We start from the raw sequence: 16,379 nt of genomic DNA, 5'->3' as shown, positions 1-16,379 counted from the left end.
AGTCACAGCAATGCGGCCCCGCCAATAATCAGGGTGTGAGCGGCGCACTTGCACAGCCGCGAATCGGGAACTCAGTGCAGCCCGCGAGCCTTCGCGCCACAGAACCGTGTGATAGCAGGATGGCTCGAGCGTCAGGTCCTTGACCCAGACCGGACAGGAGAAAAACGACCCGCGAGGCGTCGCCTTCCCGAGGGTTCCAGCTTCGCAACTGCCGGGTTTCAATGTCAGCACCGACACCAGACAACCGGGAGCTGAAACCAGAGGGCCGCTGGGAAACCTACGATAGGAGGAAGCAGGCGTGCCGCACTTGATTTATCAATTCGGGTTCGAGCTCGCTGGAAGATATGGGCGAGCAGTGAAATGGCTTCCTCAGTTTCCGTCGTAGCAGGACAGACATTCCCCGTATAAAACCGGCCTCAACGGCGGACGATCGCGTCGATCGGGAATCTGCACTGGACACGAAATCCGCCGTCAGGTTTATTTCCCAGCCACGCGAAACCGTTAAGTTGCCGGACGCGCTCGCGTATGCCCAGCAGACCAAATGAGACCGGCTTGTCGCAGGATGCTGGAGCGGCACCGAGTCCGTTGTCATCGATACGGACTTCACACTCGTTATTTTCTAACTCAATTGTGACGACGACTTCTGTCGCACACGCATGACGTGCCACGTTCGTCAGCGCCTCCTGAACGATGCGAAAAATCGCCGTCGCAGCCGTATCGCTGAACTCGAGTTCGCCCGCCGACAGACGGGTGTTGACCTTGATCCCATAGCGCCTGCTGAATTCATCCGCCAGCCACTCTACGGCGGGCAGCAATCCCAGATCGTCTAGCATGGTGGGGCGCAGAGCCGACGAGATGCGTCGGACCGCGCTCATCGTATCGTCGGTCTGCGCGACCAGCCCGCGTGCCTGCGCGGCTGTTTCCGGGTTGTAATGGCCAGCTTCGACCTCCTGCTGCAGGATGACGGCGGTCATTTTCAAGGCGGTCAACCGCTGACCGAGGTCGTCGTGCAGTTCTCTGGCGATTCTCTTCTTTTCCTCTTCTCGCGCCCGTTCAGTCGCCGCGGCGAGTTCGCCTACATGTTCGAGTTGTTCCAGCCGTTTATGCTCGGTCAGATCACGCGTCACTTTAGTGAAGCCCCGAAGCGCTCCCTTCTCGTCGCGAATGGGAGTGATGATAGCGTCCGCCCAGAAACGCGAGCCATCGCTCCTGATACGCCATCCTTCGGCTTCTGAACGGCCCTGAGTGGACGCAGTCTCAAGCATGCGTTCGGGCAGGCCCGCCGCCCGCGCTTCCGGAGGATAGAAGACGGAAAAATGACGGCCGATAATTTCGCCGGCGGAATAGCCCTTGATTCGCTGAGCTCCCGTATTCCAGGAAGCGACCTCGCCCGTAGGACTCAACATGAAGATCGCGTAGTCTTCGACGCTGTCAATCATCGCCTGTAACCGCTGCTCGCTTCTGCGAAGTTTTGCCTCAATCAGATGACGCTGCGAATAATCGTGCGTGACGGCTGCAAACCCAGCAAGATCGCCCTGCTCACGTCGCTGCGCGATGACCAATACGCTGGCCCAGAACCGGGTTCCGTCCTTGCGTGCATGCCAGCCCTCATAATAGGCTCGCCCGGTCGTCACTGCTCTGGCCAGAATGTCCGACGGGACGGCCACATCCGCCGAAACGGTCGGATAAAGTACCGAAAACGGCTTGCCAAGGATTTCACTCGCCCCATATCCCGTGATGTGTTCGGCTGCGGCATTCCACGTCTCAACCTGACCGTGTGTGTCGAGCGTAAAGATAGCGAATTCGCCGTCGATATCAATGGCGAAATGATAGCGATGTTCCCCAGAAGCAATGCCTCCGGGCACCGCGTTTTCGTCAATCTTGCCTGGGGCGCTCGTGCTGCTCACAGCCGCCTCCCGTCATCAACACAATATCTGATTCTCCGACCGGCCAGGCACGACGGTCGCTTCCACGTCAGCACAGCAGGAATCCAGTCATAGCACAGGGTCGCCCAGTTCCGGATACTCAGCAGCGAGAATTTCGAAAACCCTGGCAGAGGGTGCAGGCAGATTGTGTGCGAGGTGCCGCTGCAGGTACTCGTCCGATCTGAGCCATGAATAGGCTCGCCTGACGTCGTCGACGGTGGGCGTGATGCGCATGATTTTCATCACGACGTCGTCTTCGAAAGGCCCGATGATCTTACGGATTTCATCGGCCGTCGCCGCTCCCGGCGCTTCTGTCACGAACGGTCCGTTCATCATTTGCTCTCCTTGGCAGGCCGCAGTTAATGCAGGAATCAGGCAGAACAGGCATCAAAGCAATTTCGCTGACCTGCCATTACATCGAATGTACGGCGGTCTGGACTGTCGCAATTGACCTTGATCAAGCCATGATACGACGCTCAAGCGTGCAGTCGCCATGCTGTCCGCAATCGACGCGAACACCGGGTTCACGCCATTGCCGTGGACGTATTGGCCCGCCCTGCTCCTGATCCTTCCAAGCTACGCAGCATTGACGCATTTGAGCAAGACCTGGTTTGTCCGACGATTTGGGCTCGGCTGACCGGACGGATCGACGTTCCGCTTTCATCAAGCGCGGGTGCGCCTGCCGGCCGTCAATACAGCTTCGACGGCGTCAACGCCCGGTGCACGATGCGAATAGCGCGCGGCATCTTGCGCCGGTACAGCGCGCTCGCCCTTTGCGTACGCACTCGCCACGTCTCGTGCATCGCAAAGCCGCGTACCCGTTTGCTTCATCGTCGCCGCGGCAGCCGCCGTCGCGTATGCGAGCGCCTCGCCGGCAACGGCTCCGTGATCGAGTGACCAGATCAATCCTGCGAGGAAGCTGTCACCCGCGCCAATCGAACTTCGGACTTCCGTTTTCAGGGCAGGCATGAACCATGTCTCGTCGCGCGTCGCGAGCACCGCACCTTTGTCGGCCAGCGTGAGCGCAACCATCCTCGCCTTGCGTTCCGCGATCAACATCCGTGCGGCGTCAATCTGGTCCTCGACGTCGTTCAGCGGCAGCGCCGTCAACTCGCGCAGTTCGTTCAGGCTCGGCTTGACGATGTCGACATGCCCGCCATCGAGTGCCGCCGCGAGCGTGGGGCCCGATGCATCCACGGCGACGCGGATATTCGGCCGCGCAGCGGTGGCCGCGAGGGCGAGCTGAGCGTAGGCGTCTGGCGGTGCGCCCGGGGGCAGGCTTCCGCTCAGGACGAGAAAGCGCGCAGAGCCCACATGAGCAGACACGCTGCGCAGACATTCACTCCACTTAGCGGCCGCGAGAGTTGGTCCAGGCAACACGAAGCGGTACTCGCGCCGGGTCGACGTCTCCATGACGGAGAAGTTCTCCCGCGTTTCGCCTTCGATATCGATACAGTGAGTGCGAAGGTTCTCGCTATCGAGCAAACCGCTGAGGATGCCGCCCGTCGCTCCACCGGCGGCAAACAGCGCGACGCATTCACTGCCGAGGCGATGCAGCACCCGCGCAACGTTGATACCGCCGCCGCCTGGATCGCGCTGCGCGGCTTCGCATCGTAGCTTGTGCGTGTCGACGACGCGGTCGACTGCCGTCGATAAATCGACCGCGGGGTTCAGGGTGACTGTGAGAATGTCGATCATGGCAAGACCCTACCGCACCATTTCAGAAATTACCGTTCCAGGCACCTCGTCGCCGGTCGAATCTTTCGACGCTTCTGCCTGCGCGACATGCCGTTTGACAGCGATGAAGCTGTCGGGACTCACGGATAGGGAGTCGATGCCGCATTCCACGAGGAAGCTTGCATACTCGGGATGCACACTCGGCGCTTCGCCGCACAGGCTGACTTTCGCGCCAGCACGATGTGCCCGTTCGATGACCTCGCGAATCATCCACCGCACTGCTTCGTTACGCTCGTCGAACAGCGATGCCAGTTCGGCGGAGTCACGGTCGACGCCCAATGTGAGCTGCGTCAGATCATTGCTGCCGATCGAGAATCCATCGAACCGCTGCGCAAACGCGTCGGCCAGGATCACGTTCGACGGGATTTCGCACATCACGTAGACCTGCAGTCCATCCTCGCCGCGCCTGAGGCCATTGGCCGCCATCGCGTCGAGAACACGATCCGCCTCGTCCGGTGTCCGGCAAAACGGCACCATGACGATCACGTTGCTCAGGCCCATTTCCACTCGCAAACGGCGCAGCGCGCGGCATTCGAGTGCAAAACCGGGACCATAGCGCGGGGAGTAGTAGCGCGATGCGCCGCGAAAACCGAGCATCGGATTTTCCTCGATCGGCTCGAAGGCCTGGCCTCCTGTCAGATGCGCATATTCGTTCGTCTTGAAGTCGCTCAGACGCACCACCATGGGCCGCGGATAACACACGGCCGCGATACGGCCGAGTCCGCAGGCAAGACGGTCGACGAAATATTCAGTCTTGTCGCTGTACCCTTCCGTCATTGCGGCGATCGTCCGGGCCGCTTCGGGATCCTTCAACTGGTCAAAGCAGGCGAGCGCCATCGGATGGATCTTGATGTGATTGCTGATCACGAACTCCATCCGCGCCAATCCGATGCCGTCGGCCGGCATACGCCACCAGCGCAGCGCGGCATCGGGATTGGCAAGGTTCAGCATGACCTGGGTGCGGGTTTGCGGGATCGCCGCAAAGTCGATCTCCTCGACCTGATAGTCCGCAATGCCTTCGAATACGCGCCCGACTTCGCCTTGCGCGCAGGACACCGTCACTTCCTGCTCGTCGTGCAAAACCCGCGTGGCGTTACCCGTGCCGACGATGGCAGGAAGGCCGAGTTCGCGGCTCACAATGGCCGCGTGCGACGTGCGGCCGCCGTGGTCCGTTACGATACCGGCGGCGCGCCGCATCACGGGCACCCAGTCGGGATCCGTCGAGGCTGTCACGAGAACGGAGCCGTCGACGAAACGGTCCATCTCGAGAGGGCTGTCAATGACGCACACGCTTCCGGCAGCGATCGCCTGACCGACGCTCACCCCCGTGACGAGTTCGCGTCCCGCCGACTTCAGCAGGAAGGTCTTGACGGCCGTTGCCTCGCGCCGCGACTGCACGGTCTCGGGCCGCGCCTGAACAATAAAGATGTTCCCTGTCAGTCCGTCCTTTGCCCATTCAATGTCCATCGGCTGCCCGTAGTGCGATTCGATTTCGCACGCCCAGCGCGAAATGGTGAGCACGTCGCGGTCGGAGAGGACGAACGTAGCTCGCTCCGCCTTCGAAGTCGGCACATTTTTCGTCGAATGCGCGCCGCCCTTCGCATACACCATTTTTTTCAGCTTGCTTCCTCGCTTCTTGCCGACAATCGGTGCGAAGGCTTCGTTGTGCAGAAGCGGTTTGAATACTTCATATTCGTCGGGATCGACGGTGCCTTGCACGACGTTCTCACCGAGCCCCCACGCCGCGCTGATCAATACGATCTTGTCGAAGCCCGTTTCGGTATCGATCGAAAACGCGACGCCCGCGCCACCCAGATCTGAACGCACCATCTGCTGCACGCCGACCGACAGTGCAACTTTCATGTGGTCGAAACCTTGTGCCTCGCGATAACTGATTGCTCGATCCGTGAATAACGACGCATAGCACCGGCGGCACGCATCCATCAAGGCGCGCGTGCCATGAATGGCGAGCAAGGTCTCCTGCTGCCCCGCAAAGCTCGCATCCGGCAGATCTTCGGCCGTGGCACTCGAGCGCACTGCGACGTCTGGATCGTCGACGCCGATGCGGCGAGCGAGCTCGGCATACGCATCGCAAATGGCTCGTGTCGTGCCAGCAGGCCATTCGCCCCGAAGGATTGCCCGGCGGATCGTTTCCCCCGTATCAACGAGCGACCGGCGGTTGGCACGGAATTCCGCGAGCAGCGTTGAGATGGTTTCGCGCAGTCCGTTCGAGTCAATGAATCGCCAGTACGCGTCGGCTGTCGTCGCGAAGCCGGGTGGAACGCTGATGCCCTTGCCGGCGAGGCAACCGATCATCTCTCCCAGCGATGCGTTCTTGCCGCCCACGGTCGGCACATCCGCACGGCGCAATACGTCGAACCAGACGACCTCCGTTTCATTTCTGCTCATTGCCTGCTCCTCGCTCGTGATCCGGCCATGTCGCGGCGTCCGCTCAGATGCTGACGTATCCCGCGAACATCCACGGAAGCTTCATCTGGCCGGCGCGGAAATAGTCGTCCGAGTCGGGCATGCTCTGTCCGACGAAGCCTGGCGTGCCGTCGGCCGCAAATAGCGGCGTGAACGAGAACGCATGGTTGATGACGATGACGGCTTCGCCGTTCAGATGCGATGGCGCGAAAATCGAAACGTCGCGAAAGAAGCTCGAATTGTCTTGCGCTTCTGCCGCAGATGACTCGCCCATCGAACCTGTGCTGTCGTATCGCGCAGGCAAATCGTAAGTTCTGTCGCCGTACCGGGCCTGCCCGGCGGGAGTGAACACGAGTTCGATGCCAGGATAAGGAGCGCATAGCGCGGCAGACTGGACGATGGGACCATCGGGACCGATGACAGCGGGTGGATAGGCCCACAAGGAAAGGTTCAATTTGCGAGTTCCTTGCGCGAAGTATTCCGTCAGCCAGTTCATATGTGCCTCCAATCATTGCCTGTCACATCATTCATGCCGGGAGCATTCCTGCTGGCGCAGCCACGTGATTGCGCCGAAGTTTCGTCAACCAATAACAATACGATCGACCACGGTTTTCACACCTGCCGTGGCGCGCGCAGCACCCCATACGATCGCCCGTTCAATCGTAGAGCTGAGGTGGCCCGACAGCGTGACGTTTCCCCCATCTACCCGAACGTCGAGATGCTTCATTTCTCGATCCGTATGACGCTGGATGGCCTTGCGGATGTTGTACTCGATGTCGGTCGGAGAAGCAGAACCCGAGATTCTGATGTTATTTGTGATGCCCGTCACGCCGCGCATATGCCCGATATGTTTCTCCGCAATATGGCTGCGGTAACCGTCCTTCACGCTGCCGCTCAACGTCACCCATCCTTGCGCCACCTTGATCTTGATGGCGTCTTCTTCGAGACCTGAGATCCAGTCGAGCACGGCTCGCACGCTCAATGCAATGTCTTCGTCCGTCCTTTGATCGGTCTCGCGAAGCGTCACGTCAATATGCACGACCACCGCGACCACACCGGCGATCCGCAGCACTGATTTCTCGGCGGCGACCTTCTGTGCATAGTCCGAGACATGACCGCTGAGCGTGACAATGCCATCCGCGACTGCGACGCCTATCCGGTTCGTGTCGATACCCGGATTGTTCGCCAGCTCTTCCTCTACTTCGCGACGCAATTGACTGTCCGGTTTCATGGCAACGGTTCTCCTGAAGTGCTTCCGCTCGCGAACTGAACACCTGGTTCACACGGTCAGACTAATCCGCACGCATCCCGCGCGGTTGATCGAGGTCAATCAGGTCGCTGTGCCACCATTGCATCGGACGATAAATCCGAGCCCCCGGGTCACTTGACGACGATCAATCGAAGGCGCTCTTTTCGACGGAGAATCGATGCGTCAACTGCTCGCTCAATACGGAGAAGCATCATGGCGCAAGCATCCAGCGGGGAATCAACTGTCGGCCGCGCGTTCCAGCGCGTCATGTTGGCGGTCGACGATTCAGAAGCGACGACACGGGCGGCCGAGTACGCGAAGACCTTGTTCGCTGACCGCGCGACGATCAGGGTCGTCACGGTCGCGCAGAACCCGCGCACGCGATTTCCACTCGGCGCAACGACGCAAGACTTTCTCGCTTCTGCAAGGGACGAAATCGTGGGTGATTCTCGCGCCGCGCTCGCCAGGATCGAGGCCATGTTTACCGGGACGAAGCTTGAATTCGGCCTGGTCGATCTTTCCGTCCATCGTGGAAACACGGCCGACGCCTTGCTCGACACCGCCTCGCACTGGCACGCCGATCTCATCGTGATGGGCATGCGGCACCATCATGGCCTGCTGCGCTGGGTCGAAGGCACTGTGTCCGAACCTGTTGCGCGCCGCGCAAACTGCTCGTTGCTGCTGGTTCCGGAGGAGACTCGCGTTCCAACGGACAAGCCCGCTCAACGCATGGTCTTTGCACTGGATGGCAGCGCCTGTTCCATCGTGGGATTGCGAACGGGCCTTCAACTGGCGACCCCGGATACCCAATTGCGCGCGGTCTATGTCGTGGATCGTGCGAGCCACGTGCTGGATGGCGCGGCCATCGACTTGCTGGAAAGCGCCTGGCTCGAGGAGGGCTGCACCGCCCTCGAACGTGCGGCGCGCATCTGCGCCGAGCAGGGGCGCTACGCTGAGACGGCACTGCTCAAGACAAATAAAAGCGGGGACGACATCCCTCACGCGATCGTACGCGACGTTCAGGACTGGAAAGGCGAGTTGCTCGTTCTCGGCACTCATGGCCGGCGCGGTTTCGAACGCTGGCTTGTCGGCAGCGTAGCGGCCCGCACGGTGCGGCTCGCCGATACGCCTGTATTACTTGTTCGCGACAGCGAAGCAATGGCTGCTATGGCCTGACAGCGTGGCCCGTGAGACCGCGCCGTAGCTACGGCGCCTTTCTCACCGACGGAGGCTTCTCTTCCTTGTTTTCGTCGTTCCGTTCCCTTTTCCAGCGAGCAGGCCTCAGACGTAATTGTCGTTTGTGCAGCAGCAGCCTCCAGTCCAGCCGGACGAACAGCACCAGCAGTCCGAGCGTGACGCACTGGGAGCCAATGAAGTAAAGACTCAGAAACGCGCCCTCTAACTCCGTTTCCAGGTCCAGAACCCCATGTGCCCACTGTGCGAGACTGGCCCAAGCTGTATAGCTGGCCACGCGTCCAACAAAGAACGGGACGCCGATCAGCCAGAGATTGGCCCGCATGAGCCCGTATGCGATGAAGAGATAGTTGGACGGTAGCGGGCTGAAAGCATAGAGCAGGATCGCCCCCGCCGCAGCGGCTTTGTGTTGGCCGATACGCGACTTCAAGATGTCGACGTTTTCGCGGTCCGCTTCTCGCAGTAACCGGCTTCGAACCAGCCAACCCGCACTGCGTGCGAGCACAAGACGCGCAACCGTCGCCGCACTGGCAGCCACGAGTGCGATCAATAGCGGGTTGGCCTCAGGCTTCTGGAAGCCGATCCATGACATGGCGAGCCAGGTCGGCGGCGCGAACGCCGGCATCAGATTCAGCACGAAAACGGCTACAAACAGGATGACCAGATACTGCACGACGATCGCCTCTCCTCGTTCGCTCGCCCGCTTTCATGTCAGACCGGTCAATACCGTGCGCATACCGAACACTGTCGCGACAGCGGGCATCGTCAACAGTGCGGCTAACGCAATGAACGCAAACCCGGCCACAACCCATCCGTAAGCGTTCGCATCGCGCAGAGGATGCGGCGCCGCCCCCCTTGCAAGCAGGCGAACGCCGAACATGATGCCGAGGTTTCCCAACACGAGCAGCGGGAAGGCGACCGTGCGGGCTGCAACGGCATCGAACCCGAGCGAGAGCACCATCGCATAGGCGAACACGACGACAGCGCCGACAGCACATCCCAGCGTCACGCTGGTTGCGAGCGCCCGGTTGGTCATCAGCTTCTCGCCGACGCGCCTTGGCCGTTCACGCATCACGGTGGGCTTCTCCCGCTCGTTCTCGAAGACGATAGAACAAACCGGGGTGATGATCAGTTCAAGCGCAACGATGTGAACCGGGCCAAGCATCGGGCGCCAACCCACCACAATGGGAATCGTCGCTGCGGCGACCATCGGAATGTGCGCAGCGATGGTAAAGCTGATTGCCTGCTTCAGGTTGCCGTAAATGCGGCGGCCAAGACGAATGGCCGACACGATCGGCGAGAAGTCATCCCGCAAGAGCACCAGGGAGGCCACTTCGCGTGCCACTTCAGCACCGCGCCGCCCCATCGCAATGCCGATATGCGCCGCCTTCAGCGCAGGCGCATCGTTGACGCCGTCGCCCGTCATCGCGACGACTTCACCGGCGCGACGGAACGCCTCCACGAGCCGCAACTTCTGTTCAGGTGTCACGCGTGCAAACACATTCGACTCGCGTATTGTCCGCTGCAAGGCAGTCTCGTGCATTCCGGCAAGTTCGGTGCCCGTCACGACGCGTGCTGCGTCGATGCCGACTTCCGTGGCAATCGCACGGGCCGTCGATGGATAGTCGCCCGTAATCATCACGACCCGCACACCTGCCGCCTTGCATTCGGCAATTGCGTCCGCGACATCCGGGCGCACGGGATCAAGCAGGCCGACCAGGCCGACAAAGGTGAAATTGAAATCGCGCTGGCCGTCGGGCCATCTTTCCCCGTCATGACGCGCCTTGGCAACGCCGAGCACACGCAGCCCCTTCTCAGCCATACGCGTCGCACGCTCCAGCAACGCGTGGGCAAGCTGGGGCTGCATGTCACACAACGTGCAGATCGCTTCGGGGGCACCCTTGCAGGCGACCAGATTCTCCCCTTGCTCGGACGACCGCCATACATGCGACATGGCTGGCAACTCGGGCGTCAACGCGTACTCCTGCACGAGCGACCAATGTTGATGCAAGCGGCCCGTGTTTGCGAGGTACGTGTGGCCCGCCTCATGAAACGCGCGCTCCATCGGATCGAGCGGCTCGATCTCGCTCGCGAGCACCAGATACTCGATCAATTCATGGAACGCCTGCGTGATGCCAGGTTCGTCGTTCGTCAGCCACGTCTCCTCGCCGTTTGCATAGAGCGTGCGGACTGACATGCGGTTCTGCGTCAGCGTGCCCGTCTTGTCGACACACAGCACGGAGGTCTGCCCCAGCGTCTCGATCGCGCTCAGCCGCCGCGTCAACACGCCTTCATTCGCGATGCGGCGGGCACCCAGTGCCATGAACACGGTCATGATGACGGGCAGTTCCTCGGGCAGGAGGCTGATCGCAAGCGTGATACCCGCCAGCAGCCCCGGAAGCCAAGCGTCGGTGCGCCAGCGGTATGCGAGCACCAACGATGCGCAGATGATCAGCGCCAGCGTGGCAAAGCGCCTGACGAACGTGCGGATTTCGAGTTGCAGCGGTGATGGAGGTTCTTTGACATCGGCGAGCTGCATGCCGATTAGTCCGAGTTGCGTTTGCGACCCGATCGCAGTGACGGTCATGCAGCCCTGTCCGCGAACCACCATCGTCCCCGAAAAAAGCATATTCGACGCGGCGCCTTTAGGCATACCGCCGGCGCTGCCGGGACTCTTGTCGACTGCGATTGACTCTCCCGTAAGCAGCGATTCGTCGATGCTCAGTTCATGCGCTTCCATCAGCGTGCCGTCGGCGGGCACCTTCGCCCCTTCCTGGACGAATACGACATCGCCCGGAACGAGTTGCGCCGCCGACACCGAGTCACGCTTTCCGTCGCGGAACACCTCGGCACGTGGCGCGGATAGATCGCGCAGTGCCCGCAGCACGCTTGCCGTCCGATGACTTTGAAAGACGGTCAGCAACACAACTGCGACGACAAATGCGAGCAGGGTCATCGCTTGCGGCATATCACCCAACAGACCATATAGCGCGGTGGCAATGAGCAACAGAAGAAGCATCGGCTCTGTGAGCACATCATGCACGGTGCGCCACCATAGCCTCTCTGGCGACGACGTGATGACGTTCGGCCCGTACTTCGCCTGCAACGCGGCCACTTCGACGGTCGTCAGACCCGATGCCGTTTCCTCGCGTCTCATGGAGTCACGCAGACGGCCGGAGATACGTCGATGCGCGGCAATCCCCGCAGGTCGCGTCCTTGTCGCGTCGCACGCGTTCCTCCATCGAGAAGTGCAGATCCACGCCCCCACGGCGCGGCACGTCCACCCACTTCCCCACATCGGATCGCCCCGCATTGGCGACGATACGGTAGCGCCCGGCAGGCAGCATGATGTACAGGAACGGACCTTCGGTGCGCGTGTCGAGAACCGGCTTGCCGTTCGCGTTGGCGACCCGGACATTAACATCGGCGAGATAGCTGCCATTTGCCGACGTGAACATCATGCGCAGGCTGTAGCGAGGCGCGAGAGACATAAATGCGTTCGCCTCGTCTTGTCCAATGCCGCCTGTCATGTACAACACACCGTTTGTGCTGACCGCCTCCGGCAATGACTGCGCAGACGCGGCGATACACGCCGTGCCAAAGGCAAGAAGAATTGAGAGGGGAAGAACAACCTGTTTGTGGATGTTCATATTGGACTCGGCCTCCGGTGAATCGGGCGCGACGAACAATCAGTCGGCGTTCTTCCAGATGACGTAGTAGTCACCGCAAGTGCAACGACGGCCAGGAATGCGATGAATCCACATCCAGCTGCAATCAATCTGACCATTGCCATCTTCACGGACAACTTACACTGACATCAAGCTAACACTCGCATCAGGCATGCGATTGACCTAAATCAAGCGTGACCATGGCGCATCGGGACACAGCGATTTCGCTCTTGCCGCCTCTACGACCGAACGAGACATGACCTAGGTCAATGGGCTCAATCTGAAACGGATTGCAATTGACGAACACGTCGGCACGCATGGAGACCCCATGAAACTCATCTTTCTCGGCGCGAGCGAGACCGTCACCGGGTCGAAATATCTGCTCGAGGAGCCCGGCTTCCGCATCCTGGTCGATTGCGGGCTATTTCAGGGCGTCAAGAACTTGCGGATGCGCAATTGGGCGCCGCTGCCTGTGCCCGCCGATTCCATCGATACGGTGATACTCACGCACGCGCACATCGATCACAGCGGCTATCTGCCGCTGCTCGTGCGCAATGGCTTCAACGGCCGCGTGTATTGCACACCGGGAACAGCCGCGCTCTGCGAGATCATGTTGCGCGACAGCGCACGGCTGCAGGAAGAAGAAGCCGACTTTGCGAACCGGCACGGTTTTTCGAAGCATCACCCGGCGCTGCCGCTGTACACGATGCAAGATGCGGAGCGTGCGCTGCGCCTGTTGGCGCCGTGCCCTTTCGACCATCCCGTCGATCTGAAACATGGATTCGGCTTTCGCTTCTTGCCCGCCGGTCACATCCTCGGCGCCGCGAGCGTGGTGATCTGCCGGAATCACAAAGTGCTGGCGTTCTCGGGCGACGTGGGACGGCCGAACGATCCCATCATGCGTCCACCCGCACCGCTTGCGCACGCGGACTATCTCGTCGTCGAGTCGACTTATGGTGACCGCTTGCACCCGGAGTCGAATCCAGAAGACGAGCTTGCGCAGATGTTCAGCAAGACCTTCGCGAAAGGCGGCGTCGTCGTGATGCCTTGCTTCGCTGTCGGGCGCGCGCAGGAGATTCTCTATTACATTGCGAAACTGAAAGAGACGGGACGCATGGCGAACGTACCCGTATACCTCGACAGCCCGATGGCGACGAGCGTCACGGAGGTTTACCGGAAATACCTCGACGAACACCGATTGACTATCTCCGAGGCTCAGGCGATTGACAAGGTGGCGATCATGACCCGAAGCGTCGAAGAGTCGAAGGCGATCGCGTCGCATCACGGTCCAATGGTAATTATCGCGGGCAGCGGCATGGCGACGGGCGGCCGCGTTTTGCATCATTTACGCCTGTACGCGCCGGATCCTCGCAACACGCTCGCGTTGGTGGGGTTCCAGGCGGCAGGCACACGCGGCGCCGCCCTCGCCGCTCACGAGAGTCCCATCAAGTTGCACGGCGAGTATGTACGCGTGCTGGCAAGCGTCCAGTCGATTGCCTCGCTTTCAGCACATGCCGACTACCGCGAACTGTTGCAATGGATGTCGAATCTGACTGACCCGCCCATGCGCACGTTCGTCACACATGGCGAACCCGCGGCGGCAGACGCGATGCGGCGTCGAATCTCCGAAACACTCGGGTGGACGTGCGAGGTGCCCGTCGATCAACAAACGGTTGAACTCGAGGCGCTATGACGCGCGCTACGCTTGACGTCGCTATAGGCGCAGTCGGCAACTATCGTTCGAACACGTCCTCGGCGCTCGCCAATACGGCCTCGCTTGAAAGCTCCAGCAACCTCCCAGGCGAGACTGCCATGTGCAGGCCCAATCCATGAAGGCAAGCGCCACGGACGTCGGGGACAGGCCGCCCGTCAGAGCGGCGACGCTGGCATGCGCCGCGCGGTCAAGCGCGTTACGTGAAAGCACGGGCGAGATCGGCCTCCTCCGTGACAACCGATCTGGGCGCGGCCCGGTGCATTGCCTCGGGAAACGTGAGACGCAGACGCGGGCGTCGTGAGTCGAACCGTATGTTCGGGCAGTGTTTGAAGCTTATCGTCGGCCGCGAGGGGAAGCGTTGCCATCGTCGTTCGGTTGATCCGGCTAGTGACCCGTGCCTACGTTATGCGGGCATGAAATCGAATATTGACTTGCGTCGAGGCACAAAAAACACGTGTAACTTTCACACCTTGATGGTCCGCGCCATCTTCAGCCCTATCCACACCATCCCCTCACGCAATCCGTCCAGCACGGCATCCCGTTCTGTGCTGAACTTTTTTCCAAGCCGAAAGGTATGTTCGAAGTCACCGTTCGGCGATGAATGCCTGACCTGGATCGTGGACTGATACCCGCCATCTTCAACCGGTTCAGTCTGCACGTTCACGGACCATGCTCCTTCCTGCACGTTTCCCGACAAAGTCATCACGGGCTCCTATTCTTTCGCCGTCGCGGATTACGAAGAGGCGCGGCGGCGACAGGCGGTATGTCATTCGACAACGAGATTGTCGACCACGGCTCGAACGCCCGGCGCGCTCCACGCGGCCCCTCTTGCGACGGCACGCTCAGCATAAGAGCCGACCTTACCCGTCAGGGTGACTGTTCCATCCTTGACATCGATACCGATGTGTTTGACTTCGCGGTCCGCATGGCGCTGCATCGCCTGAGCGATCTGTGCGCCGATGTCTTCCGATGCGACGTGGCCACGCACTTCGACGCGGTTGCCAACGCCGCGCACGCCACGCATGTGGCTGATCGCGCGCGCGACGATGTGGGCCTGGTACGCCCGGTCCACGGTGCCCGTCAACGTGACCCACCCTTTTTCGACCTGAACCTTTACCGAATCATCCGGCAGGCCCACTGTCCAGTGCACGATATCGTGTACGGCACTGGCGATGTCTTCATCGGTGCGTTCGTCCTTCTGCGGCAGCCGGACCTGCATGTCCACCACGACAGCCTTCACACCCGCCACACGATGCGCCGCCTTTTCGGCGGCGAGCTTCTCGGCGTAGCTTGGAGGATGACCGGAGAGCGTGACCACCCGATCCGTCACCTCCACCCCGATGTCCGTCGCTGTCACGGCGGGATCCCACTCGAGTTCATCCTCGACTTCCTTCCTCAACTGGCGGTCTGATTTCATCACGCATCTCCTCGATGTGAATCGTGGCTCGCGCCACCAGAAAGAAGCTTCGGCCCGCGGGCGGACGATGGGACTGATACAGATCAAGCATGCCGGACTTCTCGGCATTAACCTGATACCGGCCTGATCCGCATGCCCATGCTCCGGAAAGCCCGGCACCATCACACTGTTTCTGACTGCACTGAATGTGCTTGCATTTGCGGTCGAAACGGCAAGCCGCACGTCGCTGATCGACCGCCTTGCGCTGTGCCGCTTTATCCCGCGAACGCGAGCGCCCCTGTTTTCCATGTGCGGCAACTCGTGACTTACAGTGCGCTGCACGCCAATCTTGCGCACATCTTGCGTTCAGCATGCTCGGCTTGTTCATGTTCTCAGCAGCAAAGCGGATAAACAAGGAAAAAGCGGGCCCGGAACTCAGGCCCGTTTTCGAATTCCCCCGTAGATCCGTCCAACTTCTTCTTTGTTCGCGGCACAAGGACCGTCGAAAAGCGCGCCATGACAAGAAAAGCGCCCTTCGCGCATTAGCTGATCGTCAGGCGCTTCTGGTCGGTCGACGCTTTTTTCGGCAGGTTCAACGAAAGCACACCGTCCTTGTACTCGGCCGTCGCTTTGGCGTCATCTACCTCGCCCGCGAGCGAAAACGAGCGGCTGAACGCGCCGGAATACCGCTCGCGCCGGATCACGCGCTCGCCTTCTTTTTCTTCCTTGTTCCGCTCGACCTTCGCGTTGATCGACACGATGCGCCCGTCGATGTGCACGTCGATATCCTTTTTGTCGAGGCCCGGAAGATCGGCCTTCACCGTATAGGCGCCATCGTTTTCCGTCACGTCGATCTTCATTGACGCAAGCTCGGCGTCCTGAGGCGTCGCCATGGACCGCATGGGCCGGAAAAAACCCTGGAACAGATCCGAAACGACCGGGTCGAGTGAGAACGGGTCAAAACGCGTCAGATTGCTCATTGCACTTCTCCTTCAGTAAGCAGGCCAGGACATGGCCCCGATTGTCCGACCTCTAAAGCCGGCTCACAGCGTGTCTGCGGCGCGATGGC

General features: G+C 60.7%; 15 protein-coding genes and 2 pseudogenes. 3 read left to right on the top strand and 14 right to left on the bottom strand.

Annotated features, from left to right (window positions below; translation table 11 throughout):
• Positions 1–18: 18 nt before the first annotated feature.
• From J8I87_RS27895 to J8I87_RS27865, 7 genes and pseudogenes are all read right to left on the bottom strand, one after another.
• Positions 19–153 (bottom strand): annotated as a pseudogene (locus tag J8I87_RS27895) (IS701 family transposase); the annotation flags it as partial.
• A 263-nt stretch (positions 154–416) separates the two neighbouring features.
• A complete protein-coding gene (locus tag J8I87_RS46065) occupies positions 417–1,907 on the bottom strand; it encodes a PAS domain-containing sensor histidine kinase (protein ID WP_209935309.1) in 1,491 nt (496 codons plus the stop codon).
• 87 nt (positions 1,908–1,994) lie between these two features.
• Positions 1,995–2,261, bottom strand: a complete 267-nt coding sequence (locus J8I87_RS27885) for a hypothetical protein (protein ID WP_409518812.1) — start codon at positions 2,259–2,261, stop codon at positions 1,995–1,997.
• Between the two features lie 327 nt (positions 2,262–2,588).
• Positions 2,589–3,623 carry a 1-phosphofructokinase family hexose kinase gene (locus J8I87_RS27880; RefSeq protein ID WP_209935308.1) on the bottom strand — a complete coding sequence of 345 codons (1,035 nt, stop codon included), beginning with the start codon at positions 3,621–3,623 and terminating at the stop codon, positions 2,589–2,591.
• Between the two features lie 9 nt (positions 3,624–3,632).
• Complete coding sequence (ppsA, locus tag J8I87_RS27875; RefSeq protein ID WP_209935307.1) at positions 3,633–6,071, bottom strand: phosphoenolpyruvate synthase; 2,439 nt, start codon at positions 6,069–6,071, stop codon at positions 3,633–3,635.
• Between the two features lie 43 nt (positions 6,072–6,114).
• Positions 6,115–6,585: a hypothetical protein gene (locus tag J8I87_RS27870; RefSeq protein ID WP_209935306.1), complete on the bottom strand. Its 471-nt coding sequence runs from the start codon at positions 6,583–6,585 to the stop codon at positions 6,115–6,117.
• A gap of 84 nt (positions 6,586–6,669) precedes the next feature.
• Positions 6,670–7,320 carry a BON domain-containing protein gene (locus tag J8I87_RS27865; RefSeq protein ID WP_209935305.1) on the bottom strand — a complete coding sequence of 217 codons (651 nt, stop codon included), beginning with the start codon at positions 7,318–7,320 and terminating at the stop codon, positions 6,670–6,672.
• A 231-nt stretch (positions 7,321–7,551) separates the two neighbouring features.
• Here J8I87_RS27865 and J8I87_RS27860 point away from each other — a divergent pair, with 231 nt between their 5' ends.
• Positions 7,552–8,514: a universal stress protein gene (locus J8I87_RS27860; RefSeq protein ID WP_209935304.1), complete on the top strand. Its 963-nt coding sequence runs from the start codon at positions 7,552–7,554 to the stop codon at positions 8,512–8,514.
• 28 nt (positions 8,515–8,542) lie between these two features.
• Here J8I87_RS27860 and J8I87_RS27855 read toward each other — a convergent pair whose 3' ends face one another.
• The 3 genes from J8I87_RS27855 to J8I87_RS27845 are packed head-to-tail and all read right to left on the bottom strand — an operon-like array spanning position 8,543 to position 12,221.
• Entirely contained in the window at positions 8,543–9,205 is a 663-nt protein-coding gene (locus J8I87_RS27855) for a hypothetical protein (RefSeq protein ID WP_209935303.1), read from the bottom strand.
• A 33-nt stretch (positions 9,206–9,238) separates the two neighbouring features.
• Positions 9,239–11,689, bottom strand: a complete 2,451-nt coding sequence (locus J8I87_RS27850) for a cation-translocating P-type ATPase (protein WP_209935302.1) — start codon at positions 11,687–11,689, stop codon at positions 9,239–9,241.
• A gap of 4 nt (positions 11,690–11,693) precedes the next feature.
• Positions 11,694–12,221, bottom strand: coding sequence for a carboxypeptidase-like regulatory domain-containing protein (locus J8I87_RS27845; protein WP_245254198.1), 528 nt, complete (start codon positions 12,219–12,221; stop codon positions 11,694–11,696).
• A gap of 307 nt (positions 12,222–12,528) precedes the next feature.
• Between J8I87_RS27845 and J8I87_RS27840 the strand changes: the two genes are divergently transcribed.
• Positions 12,529–13,893, top strand: a complete 1,365-nt coding sequence (locus tag J8I87_RS27840) for an MBL fold metallo-hydrolase RNA specificity domain-containing protein (RefSeq protein ID WP_209935301.1) — start codon at positions 12,529–12,531, stop codon at positions 13,891–13,893.
• A gap of 21 nt (positions 13,894–13,914) precedes the next feature.
• On the opposite strand, the gene J8I87_RS27835 is transcribed toward J8I87_RS27840, so the two are convergent.
• The 3 genes from J8I87_RS27835 to J8I87_RS27825 all read right to left on the bottom strand — a co-directional run bounded on the left by J8I87_RS27835 (position 13,915) and on the right by J8I87_RS27825 (position 15,331).
• On the bottom strand, positions 13,915–14,124 hold the full coding sequence (locus J8I87_RS27835) for a poly-beta-hydroxybutyrate polymerase N-terminal domain-containing protein (protein ID WP_313066302.1): 210 nt from the start codon (positions 14,122–14,124) through the stop codon (positions 13,915–13,917).
• A 253-nt stretch (positions 14,125–14,377) separates the two neighbouring features.
• Positions 14,378–14,578 (bottom strand): hypothetical protein, encoded by a 201-nt coding sequence (locus tag J8I87_RS27830; RefSeq protein WP_409518811.1) that lies wholly within the window; start codon positions 14,576–14,578, stop codon positions 14,378–14,380.
• Between the two features lie 102 nt (positions 14,579–14,680).
• Positions 14,681–15,331 carry a BON domain-containing protein gene (locus J8I87_RS27825; RefSeq protein WP_209935298.1) on the bottom strand — a complete coding sequence of 217 codons (651 nt, stop codon included), beginning with the start codon at positions 15,329–15,331 and terminating at the stop codon, positions 14,681–14,683.
• Between the two features lie 264 nt (positions 15,332–15,595).
• Between J8I87_RS27825 and J8I87_RS46375 the strand changes: the two are divergent.
• Positions 15,596–15,702: pseudogene (locus tag J8I87_RS46375) on the top strand (rhomboid family intramembrane serine protease); the annotation flags it as partial.
• 150 nt (positions 15,703–15,852) lie between these two features.
• Here J8I87_RS46375 and J8I87_RS27820 read toward each other — a convergent pair.
• Entirely contained in the window at positions 15,853–16,290 is a 438-nt protein-coding gene (locus tag J8I87_RS27820; protein WP_209935297.1) for an Hsp20/alpha crystallin family protein, read from the bottom strand.
• Between the last annotated feature and the right edge of the window lie 89 nt (positions 16,291–16,379).

Origin of the sequence: Paraburkholderia sp. LEh10, assembly GCF_017814945.1 — a bacterium.
In the GTDB taxonomy this organism is placed as follows: domain Bacteria; phylum Pseudomonadota; class Gammaproteobacteria; order Burkholderiales; family Burkholderiaceae; genus Paraburkholderia.
The sequence above is the reverse complement of the archived record's forward strand: the minus strand, read 5'-3'. Positions and strand labels throughout refer to the sequence as shown.